The sequence below is a fragment of the Clostridium disporicum genome, assembly GCF_001405015.1.
Taxonomy (GTDB): domain Bacteria; phylum Bacillota; class Clostridia; order Clostridiales; family Clostridiaceae; genus Clostridium; species Clostridium disporicum_B.
Map to the genome: position 1 here is coordinate 125,126 of NZ_CYZX01000001.1, position 20,604 is coordinate 145,729.

Here is a 20,604-nt window from a genome sequence, read left to right on the forward strand (position 1 = left end):
GGAGGATGAAAATGAATTTAGAAAAGAAGTTTGAAGAGGTTAAGGAGTATATTGGAGAAGTTGAATATCTAACACATGCAATGGTGTTAGTTGATTGGGATACAAGAACTAATATGCCTATAAAAGCAGGAGAATCAAGAAGTAAGGTATTAGAATATTTATCAGGTCAGTTATTTAATATGACTACATCACCAAAGGTTAAGACATTTATAGAAGAGTTAACGCCATATAAAAATGAGATGTCTTTAGTTCAAAGAAGAATTCTTGAAGAGCTTGAAAGAAATTATAATGAAATTATGAAAATACCTGAAGATAGATATGTGGCTTCTGTTGGAGCTACAAGTAGAGCTCAAATTGCATGGGAAAAGGCTAAAGAGGCAAATGATTATGAAAGCTTTAAACCATACCTTCAGAATGTTATTGATTTTTCTAGAGAATTTATTGGGTATTGGGGATACGAAGGTGATAAATATAATACATTATTAGATAAATATGAAAAAGGACTTACAGTTGAAAAGTTAGATAAAATATTTAGTGAGTTAAGAGATGGAATAGTAGAGATATTAGAAAACATCAAGAAAAGTGATAAGAAAATAAGTACAGATATACTAAATGGTAATTTCGATGTAAATAAGCAAAAGGAGTTATCATTGTGTGTACTTGAAAAAATGGGATTTGATTTAGAAGCAGGAAGATTAGATGTAAGTGTCCATCCATTCACAACAAATATGGGAAACAAGGATGTAAGATTAACTACTAATTATCATAAGGATAGATTTGCTTCAGCATTATTTAGTACAATTCACGAAGGTGGACATGGGATTTATGAACAAAATATTAGTGATGATTTAGAGAATACAGGATTGAATGCTGGGGTTTCAATGGCTATTCATGAATCACAATCAAGATTTTATGAGAATATAATAGGAAGAAGTAAAGAGTTCACTTCATATTTATTGAATTTATCTAGAAAATATTTTGAAGAATTTAAGGACGTTACTGCAGAAGAGTTTTATGAAGTAATGAATAAAGTAGAGCCTTCATTTATTAGAACAGAAGCTGATGAATTAACTTATTCACTTCATATAATTATTAGATATGAATTAGAAAAAGATTTGATAAATGGAAGAATAACATTAGATCAACTTCCAAGTGAATGGAACAAGAAGTATAAAGAATACTTAGATGTTGAACCAACAAGTGATTCTGTTGGAGTTTTACAAGATGTTCATTGGTCTGCATCATTATTTGGATACTTTCCTAGCTATGCATTAGGTAATCTTTATGGAGCACAAATTTATTATACGCTTTTAAAAGAAGAACCTACAATAATGGAAGACATTGCAGAGGGGAATCTTAATAATCTACATTCTTGGTTGAAAGAAAACATTCATAAATATGGAAGTATTTATTCTCCAGCTGAGATAATTAAAAGAGTAACTGGAGAAGAGTTAAACCCACAATATTTCATTAAGTATTTAAAGGATAAGTATTATGAAATATACAATATTAAATAAATAATAAAAAAGCTCTATTAAACCATAAAATTGTAAAGCGGTTTAATAGAGCTTTTATTATCTTTTCTCAATTTGTTTTCTAGTTCTGAAAAGTACCTTTTTCAAAGCTTTCCAATTAAAAGGTATAAGTGGGTATAAATACTTTTCACCAGTTACTGTCTTAGTTGTAAATAGAATTATTAAATTAAATACTAATCCTGCTATAAATCCCCAAGCACCGAAAAATCCAGTAGTTATAAGTAGGAGGATACGATTAAATTTTAATGCAAATCCTAGTTCAATGCTAGGTTGAACAAAACTAGTTAGCGCTACTATTGACATATAAAGGATAGTTTGAGGGGTAAACCATCCAGTTTGAACTGTATAATCACCTAAAATTAATCCACCTATAATTGAAAGTGAAGTACCTAGAGAGTTAGGTGTATTAAGTGATGCTAGTTTCAATCCATCTATAGCAATCTCTGCTATAAGAAATTGTATGAATATTGGTATTGTATAAGGGTCTTTCGGCAATAGAAAGCTTAATTTTCCAACTAACCACTGAGGATTAGCTGTTAATAGCACATAAACTGGAGTTAAGAATATATTTACAAAAAGTACAAGATATCTTAACATTTTTAGATAATTTCCTGTAATTACAGGTAGATAATAATCATCGATAGATTGGAAAAAATCGAAAATACTGCCAGGCAATATTAGCGCAGAAGGTGTATTATCGATTAATATAACGATTTTACCTTCGATAATTTCAGCAGCTACTACATCAGGTCTTTCTGTATATCTTGCTTTAGGAAATGGATTTAATCGACTTTTAGGCATTAATACCTCAAGTAAACTTTCATCTCCTAAAGTTAAAGCTTTAATTTTTAAACCTTCTATTAATTCTTTAACCTTATTTAATGTTTTTTTATCTACTTTACTTTCTAGATATCCGATTGCTACATCCGTTTGAGATATTTGACCTATAGTATGCATTTCAAATATAAGCTTAGGATCTCTAATCCTTCTTCTGATTAAGGCAGTATTAAATACTATAGTTTCCACAAAACCATCATGAGAACCACGTAAAACCTTCTCTTTATCTGGCTCATCAACACCTCTAGAAGGATATGTTCTATAATCAAGAATAAGAGCTTCATTAAAGCTTTCACATAGCATAGCTGTTTGACCAGATAAAACAGCTTTAACAATGCTGTCTATATCAGTATCTGTAGAAGCTTCTATAGAGCTTAAAGCTTTTTCTATAAGCTCTTGGGCAGAAGATATACTTTTAAAGTCTTCTTTTTTAAGATTGTACATATCTCTTCTTACATATTCCATATTAGTATCTTTTACAAAGCCATCAAGATAATAACAATAGAATTTTGTGTTATGTACATCGATTATTCTTTCAAGAACATCAAATGTTTTTCCTACTTGTAATTCTTTTTGTAGTAGTTCAACATTTTTCTTAAAATTATTTGTTAATTTCATTTTTAGCTCCTTATCTATAAAAATAATACATTTAGTTTTAACTTTTTTTGAAGCTTATATACTAATTTTGTAGTAAAATAAATAGAAGATAATTTAAAGGTGAGGAGTTGTTACATATGACTAAAACAAATGCTATGAGAATTTTAGATAAAAATAAGATTAAATATGAAGTAATAGAATACGATATATCTGATGGGAAAATCGATGGAGTATCTGTTGCAGAAAAAACAAATCAAGATGTTAAAGAAGTGTATAAAACATTAGTAACACAGGGCAATACTAAAACGATTTATGTATTTGTTATACCAGTAAATGAAGAATTAAATCTTAAGAAAGCAGCAAAAGTATGTGGTGAAAAGAAAATAGATATGATACATGTAAATGATATTCTGAAACTAACAGGATATATTAGGGGTGGCTGCTCACCAATTGGTATGAAGAAGTTATATAAAACATTTATTCATAAAGATGCTGAAAGCTTAGACAGAGTATGTGTAAGTGGTGGTAAAAAGGGATTACAAGTAAAGTTATCACCACAAGATTTACAGAATGTTTCAAATGCAATATTTGAAGACTTACTTTAATTAGTTATTTTCAAAGAGAAGTTAATAATTAATTTAAGTATAATTTATAAATATTTATTAGCACTTAATATTAAGGAGAGAAAGAAATGGAACTAAATATGGATTTTTTACGTGAATATGAAAATTTAATGAATGAGGATGTGGAAAAGGCTTTAGAGTTTTGCATAAATACTTTAGAAGAAAGCAATAATCCTGAAATTTATATTTATATAGGTGAGTGCTATATGGCTTTAAATTTATTTGAAGAAGCTATAGAAGCTATAGATAAAGGATTAAAGGAAGGGTCAGTAAATATAAATTTTGCTAAGAGTTTAAAAGGAGAATCTTTATTCTATTTAGAGAAATATGAAGAAAGTAAAGAGATATTTTTAGAATTATTAAAAGAAAGACCAAATAGCTTTTTCTCAATAGCTTATCTTACTGATATAGATATTAAGCTAGGTAACTATAAAGAAGGAGTAGAAAGAGCAGAAGAAGCGTTAAAGAAAAATAAACTTGATAGCAAAGATTCTGCTTATATAGAAGTAAATATAGGTTGGATAAAACTTAAATATTTAAATAAAGAAGATGAAGCATTAAATCACTTTAATCATGCACTAGATTTAGATAATAATTTAGGAAATGCTTATATAGGCTTTGCAGAATATTATTTAAGAAAAGAAGAGTATTTTAAAGCTATAGATAATTTTGAAAAGGCAATTGATCTTGGCGAAAATACTTTAGATGTATATTTTGGAATGGGATTAGCATATAAAGGGTTAGGACAATTAGAAGATGCTTTAGAATACTTTAAAGTTGTATATAATGCTGATGAAAGCTATGAAGAAGCTAAGAAAGAAATAGAACTAATTGAAAGTGTTCAATCTAACTAATAGTTAATTACTTTAAAAGTATATAGGAGAACTTATGAATAAAAGTATTAAGTTAAAACATATTAGTGGAAGAATTATTGATGCAAAGATTAGAAGGTTGACAAATAGGGATTTAGATAAAATTTTATTACTTCAAGATTTCATATATGAGAGTATGGTAGATAAAAGCCTTTTTGCTAAGACAGAAAAAGAAGAGTTTGAAAACATGATAAACAATAAAGGCGAGGTTATAGGAGTTGTTACTGAAGATGATGAACTTATAGCTTTTGGAGCTATGATAAAGCCAAAATTTAAAAAGTTTAACTTAGGATATGATCTAAATTATGATGATAAAAAACTTATTTCAATAGCTCATATTGAATCAACAGTAGTACATTCAGATTATAGAGGAAATAGGTTACAAAGAACTTTGGTAGAAGAACTTGAAAAAGTTGCAAAAGATAAAGGATGCTGTATTTTTTGTGCAACAGTAGCACCACAAAACGAATTTAGTTTAAATACATTCATTAAATTGGGATATAAAATAGCTATAGAAAAAGAGAAGTATGGTGGCTTAAAAAGATATATTGTTATTAAGGAATAAAAATATAAATAAGTTGATATTGCCTAAAATAATACTGTTGGAATTATATATATTATATGGTATAATTTTCATGAAACATATTTACATATTGGAGGGGCTAAGATGGAATTTAAAGACTATACATATGAAAGACCAAGTTATGAAGAATATAAAAGTGAATTTAATATTTTATTAGATAAATTCACAAATGCTTCAACATACGAAGAGTGTAAGAAAGCATTAGAAGATATAAATGCTTTAAGGGGTACACTTATGACTATGATGGAACTTGCTGGTATAAGATACACTATAAATACAAATGATGAGTTTTATAGTGAAGAAAAAGATTACTGGGATGAAAATTCTCCATTATATGAAGAACTAGATGATAGATACAACAAGGCAATGGTTGCTTCTAAGTTTAGAGAAGAGTTAGAAAGAGAATATGGTAAGCAATTATTTAAATTACTAGAATTAAAGCTTAAAGCTTTCTCTAAAGATATTATTGAAGATTTGCAACTTGAAAATAAATTAACTTCAGAGTATGTAAAACTTATTGCTTCAGCTAAGATACCATTTAACGGTGAAGTATTAAATCTACCAGGTTTAGGAAAATACAAAGAATCAACTGATAGAAAGATTAGAGAAGCAGCATGGGGAGCTTCATCAAAATTCTTTACAGAACATGAAGATGAGTTTGACTCAATTTATGATAAATTAGTAAAAGTAAGAACTAAGATAGCTAAAAAGTTAGGGTATAACAACTTTGTAGAGCTTGGTTATATAAGAATGAGTAGAACTGATTATAATGCAGAAATGGTTAGTGAGTTTAGAAAGCAAGTTAAAGAATATATAGTACCTGTTGCTTCTAAGCTATATGAAAGACAAAGAGAAAGATTGGGATTAGACGAATTAAAGTATTATGATATAGATATGGAATTCACTTCAGGAAATGCTACACCTAAAGGAGATAAAGATTGGATATTATCTAATGGAGAAAAAATGTACAGTGAACTTTCTCCTGAAACAAAAGAATTCTTTGATTTTATGGTAGATAGAAAGTTACTTGATCTTGAAACAAAGGAAGGTAAAGCAGGTGGAGGATATTGTACTTATATAAATGATTATAAGTCACCTTTCATTTTCTCAAACTTTAATGGAACTTCAGGAGATATTGATGTATTAACACATGAAGCAGGACATGCATTCCAAGTTTATAATTCTACTTGGATTTCTGTACCGGAAATTGTTTGGCCTACTTATGAAAGTTGTGAAATACATTCTATGAGTATGGAATTCCTAACATGGCCTTGGATGAATAATTTCTTTTTAGAAGATACAGATAAGTATAAATTTACACATTTAGGGTCAGCTATTAAATTTATACCTTATGGTGTAACTGTAGATGAATTCCAACATTTTGTTTATGAGAATCCAGAAGCTACACCAATGGAAAGAAAAAATATGTGGAGACAATTAGAAAAGAAATATTTACCACATAAAAATTATGAAGGTGATGATTTCTTAGAAAGAGGAGGATTCTGGTTTAAACAAAGTCATATTTTTGAAAATCCATTCTACTATATTGATTATACATTAGCTCAAATTTGTGCACTTCAATTCTGGAAGAAAGCTAATGAAAATAGAGAAGTTGCATGGAATGATTATTTAAGACTTTGTAAAGCTGGTGGAACTAAGTCTTTCTTAGAACTTGTTAAACTAGCAAATTTAAAATCTCCATTTAAAGATGGCTGTGTAAGCTCAATTATTGGTGATATCGAAAATTGGTTAGACAATGTAAATGATAAGAGTTTATAATAAATTAGTTCTATAAATAATTAAATACAGATAAAATTACACCTCAACTATTATGAAAAAAATTAATTTTTAAGAAATAACTTATATATTAGTGTATGTATTGTTATTTAAATAAGCGAATTAGAGTTTTTTCTTTGCTTATAAATTTTAATTTACTTGTCAATAATAATGTTGAGGTGAATTTAATGTACGATAATATAGGAATTAATAAAGAAAAAAGATTAAATTATATGAAAAAAAGAATACGAATTCCCAAAATAACCAATAGAAATTATTATATTTATAGCTATGATTATGATAATAATTGTTGTGAAGACAATGATTTTGAAGATGCATACAAAGATTATTACGAAAATGAATATGATTATGAGAATGATGAATATAAAGAAAATTATCCATGTGATGCTTTCTGTGAAGATTATGAAGAGACTTGTAAGTGTACTATGAATACAGTGAAAAAGTTAGCTTTAGTTTCAGCAGGAGTTTTAGTTGGTGTATCTGCAATTTCATTATTATTATCTAAAAGAAGGTAATTGTAATATAAAATAAAAGTAGTGGAATTTATAATATATAAGAAGTATAATATGAATAAAAATAAAAGACTCTTTTAAGAGTCTTTTTTAGTTTAGGTGATTAAATTGAATTATAAACGTTTAGAAGAAAATATTTTAAGAAGTTGTAGTGGGTTAACTAGGAAAAGAGGAAATGAATTATTATTAAATAAAGCTGTTAAGAGTATTCAAGGGAAAAAAGTAGATGGTGTTTATCATATATACGGCAAACTGGAAAATGATAATAAAATTATTAATACACACCTTAAATATGATTTAAATAAAGAAAAACTATGTGGCTATAAATGTACATGCAGTAAGTATAAAGATTACTTAGAGCAAGGATACTCATATTATTGTGAACATATAGCAGCTACATCTTTAAGATTTTTAGATTCACTAAAGAGTAAGATTAAAGATAGTAAGGGAAACTCGCAAAGTGTACCAAAGAAAGATGTAAGAGAGATACTACATATAGAAAGTAAGATTTACTATTATAAGGTAAATAATTTAAATCAATTTTTTTTAGAGCTAAAAGTAGGAAATAAATCAAAATATTTAATTAGTAATATAAAAGAATTTATTTATTCAGTTTTTAATGATAAAGAGATAAAGCTGACTGATACTTTTAAGTATTCACCTCTAAAGCATAAAATAAATGAAAGTGACTTAAAATACTTAGATTATATTAAAGGAAATATTCTAAATAATAGTACCAATGGTGCTAAAATTAAAATCGAGCAAAAGCAATTACCACTACTATTAGGTAAAATACCTAATGAAGAAATACTATTTAAAGATATATACCTAGAGTATAAAACTAAAATCAATAAAGGTACTATTGATATAGCATTTAATTTGAAAGAAGAAAATGGGCAATTTGTATTATGGTCTGAAAAAAATTTGCCTGTTCCTTTAGATAATGAGAAAAGAGTTTTTTTATTTAATAGAGAGATTTATTTATCGGAAAAAGAGATTTCTAAGGCTTTTATACCTATATATAATGAATTGAAGAAAAATAACTTCAAATATTTTCCAGGAAATAATCAGAGTTTTATTAATATAATTTCCACACTTTCTAGTATTACTAAGAAGGTAAATGTAAGTGATGATCTAAGAAATTATATGAGAAAGTTTTTGATGGGTAAATATTTTATATATAAAGAAAAAGATAATATATTTTGTGATATTAAGGTTATCTATGGTGATAAAGTAATAAACGTATTAAAGGATAATAAGGTTAAACTAGGATGGATTAGAGATTTAAAGTATGAAGAACGAGTAATAATGACTTTTGAAAGATATGGATTCATAAAAAATAATGCAAGAATGAAATTCGTTGGTGATGATGAAAAGCTCTATTCATTTTTACATTCTAGAGAAAATGAACTTTTAACTTCAGGGGAAATAATCATACCTAAGGACTTGAATGAATTTAATGTTTATAATTCTAAAGATTTATATGGAACAGTATATGAAGAGGATTGGGCAATAAAATTATCATATGGAATTAAGGATATCACGCAAGAGGAATTTAAAGAGGCTTATTTAGCATTTAAAAATAATAAGAGTTTTTATAAAACTAAGAAAAATAATTTTATTGATTTATTAGATGATAAGATTAGAGAACTATTTAATATGATAAACCTTTTGAATTTAGAGAAAGATTTAGATAAAGGTATATCATATATTAATAAATCTAAATCATCTTTAGTTCAAGGTATTATAAATAAATGTGATTTATCTTTTATATATAATAATGGAAGTTTAAAATCTGTAGAAGATAAGCTTGAAGCTTTAATATCTAAAGAAATAAAAATTAGTAAAATGCTAATGTCAACTTTAAGGCCATATCAATATGAAGGTGTTAAGTGGATAGATAATTTATATGAATTAGATTTTGGTGGAATTTTAGCAGATGATATGGGGTTGGGTAAGACTTTACAAACAATATCCTTCTTATCAATGAAGAAGAAGGAGAAGTTTCTTATTATAGTACCAACTTCACTTATTTTTAATTGGAGAGATGAGTTTTTAAAGTTTGCTCCTAGTTTAAAAGTAGGAATTGTATATGGAGATAAGAGAGATGATGTACTAAAAGATTATAAAAAATTTAATGGTCTGATTACTACTTATGGAATATTAAAAAATGATTTAGATAAATTTATTGATAAAGAATTTGATATTTGCATTATTGATGAAGCTCAGAATATTAAAAATTATAAATCACAAAATGCAGAAGCTGTAAAAAAGATTAAATCAAGGTTTAAATTAGCTTTAACAGGTACTCCTATTGAAAACAGCTTAAAAGAACTTTGGAGTATATTTGATTTTGTAATGCCAGGATTTTTATATTCTACAAAGGAGTTTGAAAGTAAATTTAGCAAGGATGATGAAAAGAGCATGATGTTGCTTAAGACTTTAATAAATCCTTTTATTTTGAGGAGAACAAAAGAAGAAGTAGCTAAAGATTTACCAGGTAAAAGCGAAAAGAGAATTATGGTAGAATTAGACGAAAATCAAAGATTTATGTATAAAAACTATCTTAATAACGTACGTGAGAAAATTAAAACAGATTCTAATATTCAAGTATTATCTCATTTAACTAGATTGAGACAGATTTGTCTCCATCCTGCATTGGTATTTCCAGAGTATATTGGGAATAGTGGCAAATTTATAATCGCTCATAAGTTAATTAATACAGCAATAAAAAATGATAGAAAGATTTTAATTTTTTCTCAATTTACATCTGTTTTAGATATGTTCGGAGCTGAATTAGAAGAGGATAATATTAAATTTTTCAAATTAAGTGGTGATACTTTATCTAAAGAGAGAATGAAATTGGTTAATGATTTTAACAATAGTGATGATGTGAAAGTGTTTTTAATATCTTTAAAAGCTGGAGGAACTGGATTGAATTTAACTTCAGCAAATTTAGTTATACATTTTGACCCTTGGTGGAATCCTGCTGTAGAATCTCAAGCAAGTGATAGAGCTCATAGGATAGGACAAGAAAAAGATGTAGAAGTAATTAAATTAATTGCTAAAGAAACTATAGAGGAAAGTATAGTTACTTTACAAGAAGATAAAAAAGAATTGATTCAAGATATTTTATCAGGAAGTAATATTAAAAGTTCATCTATAAATAAAAAAATGATACAAGAATTAATTGAAACTTATATAGAAAAGTAATATATAAATGTATTGGTTAAGAAGTAATGGAAATTTAATATGGATATTATATTAATATTTTGTAAAATTATCCTATATCATTTGAATAATATATATGAAAGTGGTAATGTTAATTAAAAGATTAAGGAGGAGTAAAGATGGTTAAGGAAAACTATTTATCCATATTAAAAACTTTTTTTATAGCTCTTATATTTTTAGTTATCGGTGGTATAATAGGCGTGAAATTTATACCTGCTACATTTAGATATATGTTAAATATAGCTTTTTTTGTAGTAGTATTATTTTCAGCATTTTCTAAAAGAGGTGGACTTATAAGAAATAAAGCTAGCATGTACACATATGCATTTATTTTAGGAATTCTTACTGGTTCTACGTATGTTTATTATTTTGCAAGATTAGGGCCAGAGATTTTTATTTCATGTATTGTAGGAGTATTATTAGTATTTGCTTTTGCTTATTTTTTGGCATTAAGAACATCAGAAGAAAAGATTATGAAACTTTCACCAATAATTTGGGGTGGAATTCTTGCATTGATTATACTAGAGTTTATTAATATTTTCTTTTTTAGATTTGGGATATTTGATTTACTTTTATCTACTGCTGGAATTTTAATATACTCGCTTTACGCTATTTATATAATGAAGTCTATACAAAGTAGGTGTAGATACGGAAGACTATCTGAAGGTGAGGTAGTACAACTATCATACTCTATATTTATTAGTTTTCTAAATTTATTACTTGATTTATTAAGATTTATGTCTATCATTAGTGATGACAATTAGCATTTAAATTATTTACAAATAATGGATAAAGATATAAAATTAAAATATAGTGACAGTAAAAAGAGAGGCAAATCCTCTCTTTTTATTATATATAATTATCAGAATTTTCTATAAATACTATAAGATAATAAGGAGAGGTATATGGAAGAAATAATAATTAATGGGAAAGAACTTACTTTACAGAAACTTATTAATATATCTAGATTTAATCGAAAGGTGAAGATTGATGATGCTGCTAAAGATAAGGTTAAAAAATCACGAGCTATAGTAGAGAAAATTGAAAATGAGAAAAAAGTAGTCTATGGGATTACGACTGGATTTGGAAAGTTTGCTAATGTGACTATATCAACAGAGGATTGCAAAAAGCTACAACGTAATTTAATACTTTCACATGCATGCGGAGCAGGGAGGCCTCTTCCTACAGATGTTGTAAGAGCTATTATGGTTTTAAGAGCTAATGCTCTATCAATTGGTTATTCAGGTATAAGACTTAGTACATTAGAAACTTTAATAAAGATGGTAAATGAGAATATTAATCCAATAATATTTGAAAAAGGTTCTTTAGGTGCTTCAGGAGATTTAGCTCCACTATCACATATGGTTTTACCAATGATAGGTGAAGGTGAAGCAGAGTATAAAGGGGAGATTATGTCAGGAAGAGAAGCTATGATAAAAGCAGATGTTAATATCGTAGAATTAACTTCCAAAGAAGGGTTAGCCTTAATTAATGGTACTCAAGTAATGACAGCAATAGGGGCATTAACAGTTTATGACGCCATTAATTTAATAAAGGTAAGTGATATTGCAGCAGCATTAACTTTAGAAGCTTTAAGAGGCATAAAGGATGCTTTTGATATAAGAGCTCATAAAGTAAGACCTCATAAGGGACAATTAAAAACTGCCGAAAATATTTTGAATTTAACTGAAGGAAGTACTTATATTACTAGACAGGGAGAACTAAGAGTACAAGATGCTTATTCTTTAAGGTGCATACCACAGGTGCATGGAGCAAGTAAAGATGCAATATCTTATGTAGAAGAAAAAGTTTTAATAGAGATGAATTCTGTAACAGATAATCCAACTATATTAGAAGATAGTGATGTAATATCAGGTGGTAACTTTCATGGACAACCTATGGCATTAAGTTTTGATTTTTTAGGAATAGCTTTAGCTGAATTAGCTAATATATCTGAAAGACGTCTTGAAAGATTAATTAATAATCAATTGAATGATTTACCATCATTTTTAATAGAAAATGGAGGATTGAATTCAGGATTTATGATAACTCAATATGCAGCAGCTTCATTAGTTTCAGAAAATAAGGTTTTAGCTCATCCAGCCTCAGTTGATTCAATTCCCTCTTCAGGTAATCAAGAAGACCATGTAAGTATGGGAACAATTGCTGCTAGAAAGAGTAGAGAAATATTAGAAAATGTAAAGAGGGTAATCGCCACAGAAATTATGGCGGCATGTCAAGCTATTGACTTTAGAGAAGGATTAATATTAGGAAAAGGAACAAAGGTTGCGTATGATATTGTAAGGCAACATGTAGACTTTGTAAAAGAAGATAAGATTATGTATAAAGATTTAGAAAAAATTACTGAGTTAATAACATCAGAGGAATTATTAAGAGAAGTTGAAAAGGTGATAGAGTTAAAATATTAGTAAGGAGATATGCTAAATATGGCAAAAATAATCGAATGTATACCTAATTTTAGTGAAGGTAGAGATCCTGTAATCATAGATAAAATAATAGATACCCTTAGAGGAAAAGAAGGTATAAAGCTTTTAGACTATTCTAGTGATAAAGATCATAATCGAACTGTAGTGACATTTGTAGGTTCACCAGAAAAGGTATATGAAGCAATACTAAATATGGCAGATAAGGTATATGAATATATAGATATGAGAAAACATAATGGTGAGCATCCGAGGATGGGAGCTTTAGATGTTGTTCCCTTTGTGCCTGTTAATGATGTAACTATGGAAGAATGTATAAGCTTAGCTAATAAAGTTGCTAAAGAGATAGGGGATAAATATAAAGTACCTGTATATTTATATGAAGATGCTGCTACTAAAGAGGAAAGAAGAAATTTAGCAACAGTTAGAAAAGGGCAATATGAAGGGTTTTTTGAAAAAATAAATAATCCAGAATGGAAACCAGATTATGGACCTAGTGTAATGAATGCCAAGTTAGGATGTTCTGCTATTGGAGCGAGAGTACCTTTGGTTGCCTTTAATGTTAATTTAGATACAAATAATATAGAGATAGCTCAAAATATAGCAAAGGTTGTTAGACACATAGGTGGTGGATTAAGGTATGTTAAAGCTATGCCAGTAGAGCTAAAGGAGAGAAATATAGTTCAAGTATCTATGAATTTAGTTAATTATGAGAAAACTGCAATATATAGAGCTTTTGAGATGATAAAGATGGAAGCTAAAAGATATGGAGTTAATGTAATAGGTAGTGAAGTTATTGGATTAGTGCCAATGGCTGCATTAATACAATGTGCAGAATACTATCTCCAAATTGAAAATTTTTCTAAAGAACAAATATTAGAAACGAGGCTATAGTATGTCTTTAATATTAAAAAATATAAGCTCTCTTGTTACCTGTAGAGGAAGTTATGGAAAAACTAAAGATGAGATGAAAGATGCAGGAATAATTGCTAATGGATATATAGTAATAGAAAATGAATATATCAAAGAAATTGGTGAGGGAGATGGATATTTAAAATATCTTAATAATGAGGCTGTATCTATAGACTGTAATGGTAAAACTGTAACTCCAGGTCTAATAGATTGTCATACTCATATAGTATATAGTGGGTCACGAGAAAAGGAGCTTAAGTTAAAGTTAAATAATAAAAGCTATATAGATATTCTTAAAGCTGGTGGAGGTATATTAAGTACAGTAAGAAGTACAAGAAATGCATCATTAGAACAATTAATAAAAGAAAGTGAAATTAGATTAAATAATATGCTTCTGCATGGTACAACAACTATTGAAAGTAAATCAGGCTACGGATTGAATCTTAAAGATGAAGTTAAAATACTAAAGGCTAATAAAAAATTAAATGATACTCACCCAATAGATATAATATCAACTTATCTTGGAGCTCATGCTATTCCAGAAGAGTATAAATACAATAGAGAAAAATATATTCAGGAAATAATTAATAATCATATTCCATATATAGTAGATAATAACTTAGCAGAATATATAGATGTATTTTGTGAGATAGGAGTATTTACTGTAGAAGAATCAAAAAGGATTTTAGAAGCTGGGATAAGTAAAGGATTGAAAGCTAAGATTCATGGTGATGAAATAGAGAGTATAGGGGGAGGGGAATTAGCTGGTGAGTTAAAAGCAACTTCTGCTGAACACTTAGTAGCTATATCTGATAAAGGAATAGTATCTTTATGCGAGAATAATGTGATTGCAGTTTTATTACCATCTACATCATTTTATTTAATGCTGAATCACTATGCTGACGCTAGGAAGATGATAGATAATGGAGTGAAGATAGCATTATCTACAGATTGTAATCCAGGAACATCACCTAATGAATCATTACAATTTACTATGACTTTAGCATGCTATGGAATGAGATTATTACCAGAAGAGATTATAAATGCAGTTACTATAAACGCTGCTTGCGCAATAAATAGGGAAAAAGAAATAGGAAGTATAGAAGTAGGTAAAAGGGCTGATATAACAGTTTTTAATAGTAATAGTTTAGAATATTTAATATATCATATTGGAAGTAATGCAGTAGATAAAGTTATAAAAAATGGAAAAATAGTAGTTGAAAGTGGAAAGTTAAAATTTTAGGGGGTATGAACAAATGTTTGCAAATCGTAAAATAGAAGACTTTTTAGAAAATGTATCTTCCTCAGAACCAACACCAGGAGGGGGAACTGTAGCAGCATTATTAGCAGCACTATCATCATCTTTAGTAAGTATGGTTTATGATATTACAAGTAATAAAAGCATGTTTTTAAATTTAGATAAAAGTGTAAAGAGTGAAATATTATTAGCACAAGATAGGATAGGTAATATAACAAGATTATTTTTAAAACTTATGGAGGACGATGCTGTTGCCTTCAATAAAGTTATGAAAGCTTATAAACTACCTAAGTCTAATGTAGATGAGATTAGCTTTAGAAATAATAAAATTCAAGATAGCTATAAAGAGGCTCTATATATACCTCTTCAAACTCTTAGAGAAAGCTATAAGCTATATGATTATATATATTTGGCATGTTTATATGGAAATAAGAATGCTATAACTGATGTTGGGGTAGCTGCATTATCATTACAGTCAGCTATAGAAGGAGCTGCACTAAATGTAAAGATAAATGCAAAATATATAGAAGACAGAGAATATGTATCTTTAATTATTTATGAATGTAATGAAACTATAAAAAATGGTAGAGATAAAAGAGATGATATATTGAAGAAGGTGCAAATGGAATTAGAATGTTAATGGAAGGTTGAGATTTATGAATAATAAAGATATATATAATTCAATGAATATAAAATTAGATAATGTATTGCCAGATAAGACTATATTTAAAGAAGGTATAAGAAGAGCACCAGATAGAGGATTTAATTTGACAAAGGAAGAAACAGAGTTAGCTCTTAGAAATGCATTGAGATATATTCCTGAAGAATTGCATGAAGAAATAGCACCAGAATTTTTAGAAGAACTTACTACTAGAGGAAGGATATATGGATATAGATTTAGGCCTAAGGAAAGGATTTATGGTAAGCCTATAGACCAATATAAAGGTAAATGTATAGAGGGAAAGGCATTTCAAGTTATGATAGATAATAATTTAAGTTTTGACATAGCTTTATATCCATATGAACTTGTTACTTACGGAGAAACTGGGCAAGTGTTTCAGAATTGGATGCAGTATTGTTTAGTTAAAAAATATCTAGAAGAACTTACAGACGAGCAAACTTTAGTTATTGAATCAGGTCATCCTGTAGGTCTCTTTAAATCAAGAAAAGAATCACCAAGAGTAATAATTACTAATGCTATTATGATAGGACAATTCGATAATTTAAAAGATTGGCATAGAGCTATGCAATTAGGTGTAGCAAACTATGGCCAAATGACAGCAGGTGGATGGATGTATATTGGTCCTCAAGGAATAGTGCATGGAACTTTTAATACCATATTAAATGCAGGAAGATTAAAGCTTGGAATTAAAGAGGATGAAGATTTAAGTGGTTATATTTTTGTATCATCTGGTTTAGGTGGAATGAGTGGAGCTCAAGGTAAAGCCGCAGAAATAGCTGGAGCAGTTGGGATAATTGCAGAAGTTGATTATTCAAGAATTGAAACAAGATACAATCAGGGTTGGATTAAGATTGTATCTAATAATCTAGATGAAGTATTTAAGATTGCAGAAGAATATAAATTTAGAAAAGAACCTATTTCAATAGCTTATCATGGAAATATAGTAAACTTACTAGAATATGTTGTGAAAAATAATAAAAACATAGACCTTTTATCTGACCAAACATCTTGTCATGCTGTATATGATGGTGGATACTGCCCAAGAGGAATTGATTTTGCAGAGAGAACTAGACTTTTAAAAGAAGAAAGAGCAGAGTTTGAAAGATTAGTTGATTGTACACTAAAAGACCATTTCAAATTAATAAAAGAATTATGTAACAGAGGGGTATATTTCTTTGATTATGGAAATTCATTTATGAAAGCTATATTTGATGCAGGTGTTAAAGAAATATCTAAAAATGGAATAGATGAAAAGGATGGCTTTATTTTTCCCTCTTATGTAGAAGATATAATGGGACCTGAACTTTTTGATTATGGTTATGGCCCTTTTAGATGGGTATGTTTAAGTGGAAAAGAAGAGGATTTAATAAAAACTGATAAGGCAGCAATGGAATGTATTAATCCTAATAGGAGAGCACAAGATAGAGATAATTATGTTTGGATAAAAAATGCTCAGAAAAATAATTTGGTAGTTGGAACAAAAGCAAGAATTCTATATCAAGATGCTTATGGTCGTAGAGACATAGCCTTAAAGTTTAATGAAATGATAAGGAATGGTGAAATAGGTCCAATAATGATAGGCCGTGATCATCATGATGTTAGTGGAACAGATTCACCTTTTAGAGAAACGTCTAATATTAAAGATGGTAGTAACATCATGGCTGATATGGCTGTTCAATGCTATGTAGGAAATGCTTCGAGAGGTATGAGTTTAGTAGCTCTTCATAATGGTGGTGGAGTTGGTATAGGCAAAGCTATAAATGGTGGATTTGGATTAGTTTTAGATGGTAGTTTCTATGTGGATGAAGTAATAAATTCAGCTATCCTTTGGGATGTTATGGGAGGTGTAGCTAGAAGAGCTTGGGCTAGAAATGAAAACTCTATAACTACAAGCATTGATTATAATATTAATAATAAAAATAAAGATCATATAACCTTACCTATTTTATCATCAAATGAACTTATTGAAAGTATTGTAACAAAACATTTTAATTATTAAAAATTTGTCAAAATTATTATCGTAAAAATTTTGATATCTATAATATGAATAAAAAATAGACTTCTGATAAAGATAATAGTAAATAATTTTAATGAAAACGTTAATTCATTAGATATTTGCTAATGTATCAGATGGAATATAATGATTAAGTTTGCTATTATTAAATTTAAAGTATAATTCTGTGGAATTACACTTTAATAAACAAAAGAGGAGATAAGATATGGGAAGTAAAAAAAGTACATCTAAATTAACTTTAATGGCTCTTATACTTATGATTTTTACATCAGTATTTGGTTTTAACAATATTCCAAGAGCATTTTACCTTATGGGATATTCAGCTATTCCATGGTATATTTTTGGGGCAATTGCCTTCTTTATTCCTTATGCATTTATGATGGCAGAGTTTGGTGCTGCTTACAAAGATGAAAAAGGTGGAATATATTCATGGATGGAAAGCTCTGTAGGACGTAAATTTGCATTTATTGGGACATTTATGTGGTTTTCTTCTTATATAGTATGGATGGTAAGTGTATCATCTTCTATATGGGTACCTCTATCAAACCTAATATTTGGTGCAGATAAAACATCTACTTGGTCATTATTTGGCCTAAACTCAGCACAAACACTTGGAATTCTAGGTATATGTTTTATTATAGTAATAACATTCCTATCATCAAAGGGAATGAACAGTATTTCAAAAGTAGCTTCAGTTGGAGGAGCTTTTGTAACAAGTGCTAATGTTGTACTGATTGTTGGTTCAATTATTGTGCTTTGTGCAAACAAATTTAAATTTGCACAACCTATAACTTTAGAACAATTTACACATTCACCAAATCCAGCATATGGATCAATTCTTGGTGTGTTAGGATTCTTAGTTTTCGCTATTTTTGCTTATGGCGGATTAGAAGCAGTTGGTGGATTAGTTGACCAAACAGAAAACTCTCAAGTAACATTTCCGAAAGGGATTAAGATTTCAGCAATAGTTATTGGTGTTGGATATTCTTTAGCAATACTTACAGTTGGATTCTTTACAAATTGGGATGCAGTATTAAATAATCCTAATGTTACAATGGCAAATGTTTCTTATGTTGTTATTAAAAACTTAGGAGTAGAATTAGGTAAGGTTTTCGGCTTGTCACCGAATGGAATAGAAATAATGGGTACATGGTTTGCTAGATATATAGGGCTTGCAATGTTCCTAGCATTACTTGGAGCATTCTTTACATTAATTTATGCACCATTAAAACAATTAATTGAAGGAGCTCCAAAGGGAATTTGGCCAAAAAGCTGGACTGAATTAGATAAGAATGGAATGCCAGTTAAAGCTATGTATGTTCAAGGTATAGCAGTTATAGCTATAATACTAATTGCATCATTTGGAGGACGTAATTCAGATAAATTCTTAGATTACTTAATACTTATGGGTAACGTGTCTATGACAATACCAACTATGTTCTTAGCTATAGCTTTTATTTACTTTAAGAAAAATGATAATATTAAAAAACCATTTGTTATATTCAAGAGTAAAACAATGGCTACAGTTTGGGCGATAATAGTTACAATAACAGTTGGATTTGCAAACTTCTTCACAATAATTCAACCAGCTATTGAAACTAAAGACTACGTTTCAACAATATTCCAATTAGCAGGTCCTATAGTATTTGGATTGATAGCATTTATACTAATTTCGAATTTTGAAAGAAAAGAAAAAAATAAAGATAAAAAAAGAGTTGCTTAATAGCAGCTCTTTTTTATATACTACGAAAGTTTAAATTATCTAATTATATTAGCTATTACAAGTAGCTGAATTACTAGAATTATTGGAATTCCTACTTTGAATTTTAGGTGCTTAGTTTTGTGTCTAAAAGTATACATTCCTATAAGGGAGCCTATTGAACCTCCTAATAAAGATATCAATATAAGTGTATGTTCACTTATTCTCCATTCTTTTTTTATAGCGCGTCTCTTATCTATGTACATTAATATAAAAGATACGAAATTTATTATAATAAAATATATAGTAAAATACTTAATCAAATTATTCACCTCTTCTAATAATTATATATAACTGGTTATAAAGAAAAATTCTTAAGTATAAAGTAACTTAAGAATTTTTAAAAGTATTATTATTTTTCAGTTCCATCTATTAATCTTTTTATATTAGCTCTATGTCTCCAAAAACAAAGTGCAGCAGCTATAAATGTTGATATAATCAAGTATTTATCATAACCAAAAAGCCATGTAGAAGTACATAAAACTACTGCAGCAGTTAATGATCTAATAGAAACTATTTTTGTAAAAAGTTTTAAGCCAAAGAAAACTATCGCTGTAACTATGAAAGCTTTAGGAACTATAAACATAAATGCTGCAGCTGAAGTTGCAACTCCCTTACCACCTTTAAATTTTAAGAAAATAGTGTAGTTATGTCCAAGTATTGCTGCTAATGCAACTAACCCTAAGCTTAAACTTTTATTAGTTGTTAATATATTATTAGCTAAAAGTATTTGTGTTAAAACGACAGGGACAATAGCTTTTAACATATCTAGTATAGCTGTTATTTTACCTATTTTTTTACCAGCAACTCTTCCAACGTTAGTAGCGCCAATATTTCCACTTCCATAATCTCTTACATCTTTATTTAACTTTTTCTTAACTATAATGTATCCACTAGGTATAGATCCCATAAGATAACTAAAAATAATTAATAATGCTAGCATGTTAA

17 protein-coding genes are annotated in these 20,604 nt (G+C 28.4%); 14 read left to right on the forward strand and 3 right to left on the reverse strand.

What is annotated here, in order from left to right:
• Window positions 1-11 precede the first annotated feature (11 nt).
• Complete coding sequence (locus tag ARA56_RS00610; RefSeq protein ID WP_172675724.1) at window positions 12-1,517, forward strand: carboxypeptidase M32; 1,506 nt, start codon at window positions 12-14, stop codon at window positions 1,515-1,517.
• Window positions 1,518-1,574: 57 nt separating this feature from the next.
• Here the strand turns inward: ARA56_RS00610 and ARA56_RS00615 are convergent, their stop codons facing one another.
• Window positions 1,575-2,990 carry a spore germination protein gene (locus ARA56_RS00615; RefSeq protein WP_055262881.1) on the reverse strand — a complete coding sequence of 472 codons (1,416 nt, stop codon included), beginning with the start codon at window positions 2,988-2,990 and terminating at the stop codon, window positions 1,575-1,577.
• Between the two features lie 116 nt (window positions 2,991-3,106).
• Here ARA56_RS00615 and ybaK point away from each other — a divergent pair, with 116 nt between their 5' ends.
• From ybaK to yjeM, 13 genes are all read left to right on the forward strand, one after another.
• Window positions 3,107-3,574 (forward strand): Cys-tRNA(Pro) deacylase, encoded by a 468-nt coding sequence (ybaK, locus tag ARA56_RS00620; protein WP_055262883.1) that lies wholly within the window; start codon window positions 3,107-3,109, stop codon window positions 3,572-3,574.
• An 86-nt stretch (window positions 3,575-3,660) separates the two neighbouring features.
• On the forward strand, window positions 3,661-4,446 hold the full coding sequence (locus ARA56_RS00625) for a tetratricopeptide repeat protein (protein WP_055262885.1): 786 nt from the start codon (window positions 3,661-3,663) through the stop codon (window positions 4,444-4,446).
• 34 nt (window positions 4,447-4,480) lie between these two features.
• Window positions 4,481-5,029: a GNAT family N-acetyltransferase gene (locus ARA56_RS00630; protein WP_055262887.1), complete on the forward strand. Its 549-nt coding sequence runs from the start codon at window positions 4,481-4,483 to the stop codon at window positions 5,027-5,029.
• 102 nt (window positions 5,030-5,131) lie between these two features.
• On the forward strand, window positions 5,132-6,826 hold the full coding sequence (locus ARA56_RS00635; protein WP_055262889.1) for a M3 family oligoendopeptidase: 1,695 nt from the start codon (window positions 5,132-5,134) through the stop codon (window positions 6,824-6,826).
• A gap of 185 nt (window positions 6,827-7,011) precedes the next feature.
• On the forward strand, window positions 7,012-7,359 hold the full coding sequence (locus ARA56_RS00640; protein ID WP_055262891.1) for a hypothetical protein: 348 nt from the start codon (window positions 7,012-7,014) through the stop codon (window positions 7,357-7,359).
• Window positions 7,360-7,464: 105 nt separating this feature from the next.
• Window positions 7,465-10,569: a DEAD/DEAH box helicase gene (locus ARA56_RS00645; protein WP_055262893.1), complete on the forward strand. Its 3,105-nt coding sequence runs from the start codon at window positions 7,465-7,467 to the stop codon at window positions 10,567-10,569.
• A gap of 137 nt (window positions 10,570-10,706) precedes the next feature.
• Window positions 10,707-11,351, forward strand: a complete 645-nt coding sequence (locus ARA56_RS00650; RefSeq protein ID WP_055262895.1) for a Bax inhibitor-1 family protein — start codon at window positions 10,707-10,709, stop codon at window positions 11,349-11,351.
• A gap of 141 nt (window positions 11,352-11,492) precedes the next feature.
• Window positions 11,493-13,016 carry a histidine ammonia-lyase gene (hutH, locus tag ARA56_RS00655; RefSeq protein WP_055262897.1) on the forward strand — a complete coding sequence of 508 codons (1,524 nt, stop codon included), beginning with the start codon at window positions 11,493-11,495 and terminating at the stop codon, window positions 13,014-13,016.
• An 18-nt stretch (window positions 13,017-13,034) separates the two neighbouring features.
• Window positions 13,035-13,925 (forward strand): glutamate formimidoyltransferase, encoded by an 891-nt coding sequence (gene ftcD, locus ARA56_RS00660; protein WP_055262899.1) that lies wholly within the window; start codon window positions 13,035-13,037, stop codon window positions 13,923-13,925.
• 1 nt (window position 13,926) lies between these two features.
• Window positions 13,927-15,186: an imidazolonepropionase gene (hutI, locus tag ARA56_RS00665; RefSeq protein ID WP_055262901.1), complete on the forward strand. Its 1,260-nt coding sequence runs from the start codon at window positions 13,927-13,929 to the stop codon at window positions 15,184-15,186.
• Window positions 15,187-15,199: 13 nt separating this feature from the next.
• A complete protein-coding gene (locus tag ARA56_RS00670) occupies window positions 15,200-15,841 on the forward strand; it encodes a cyclodeaminase/cyclohydrolase family protein (protein WP_055262903.1) in 642 nt (213 codons plus the stop codon).
• Window positions 15,842-15,857: 16 nt separating this feature from the next.
• On the forward strand, window positions 15,858-17,882 hold the full coding sequence (locus tag ARA56_RS00675) for a urocanate hydratase (RefSeq protein ID WP_055262905.1): 2,025 nt from the start codon (window positions 15,858-15,860) through the stop codon (window positions 17,880-17,882).
• 220 nt (window positions 17,883-18,102) lie between these two features.
• On the forward strand, window positions 18,103-19,620 hold the full coding sequence (gene yjeM / locus ARA56_RS00680; RefSeq protein WP_055262907.1) for a glutamate/gamma-aminobutyrate family transporter YjeM: 1,518 nt from the start codon (window positions 18,103-18,105) through the stop codon (window positions 19,618-19,620).
• Window positions 19,621-19,655: 35 nt separating this feature from the next.
• Here the strand turns inward: yjeM and ARA56_RS00685 are convergent, their stop codons facing one another.
• Window positions 19,656-19,928, reverse strand: a complete 273-nt coding sequence (locus ARA56_RS00685) for a DUF1294 domain-containing protein (RefSeq protein WP_423230659.1) — start codon at window positions 19,926-19,928, stop codon at window positions 19,656-19,658.
• Between the two features lie 80 nt (window positions 19,929-20,008).
• Entirely contained in the window at window positions 20,009-20,599 is a 591-nt protein-coding gene (gene plsY / locus ARA56_RS00690) for a glycerol-3-phosphate 1-O-acyltransferase PlsY (protein WP_055262910.1), read from the reverse strand.
• Window positions 20,600-20,604 lie beyond the last annotated feature (5 nt).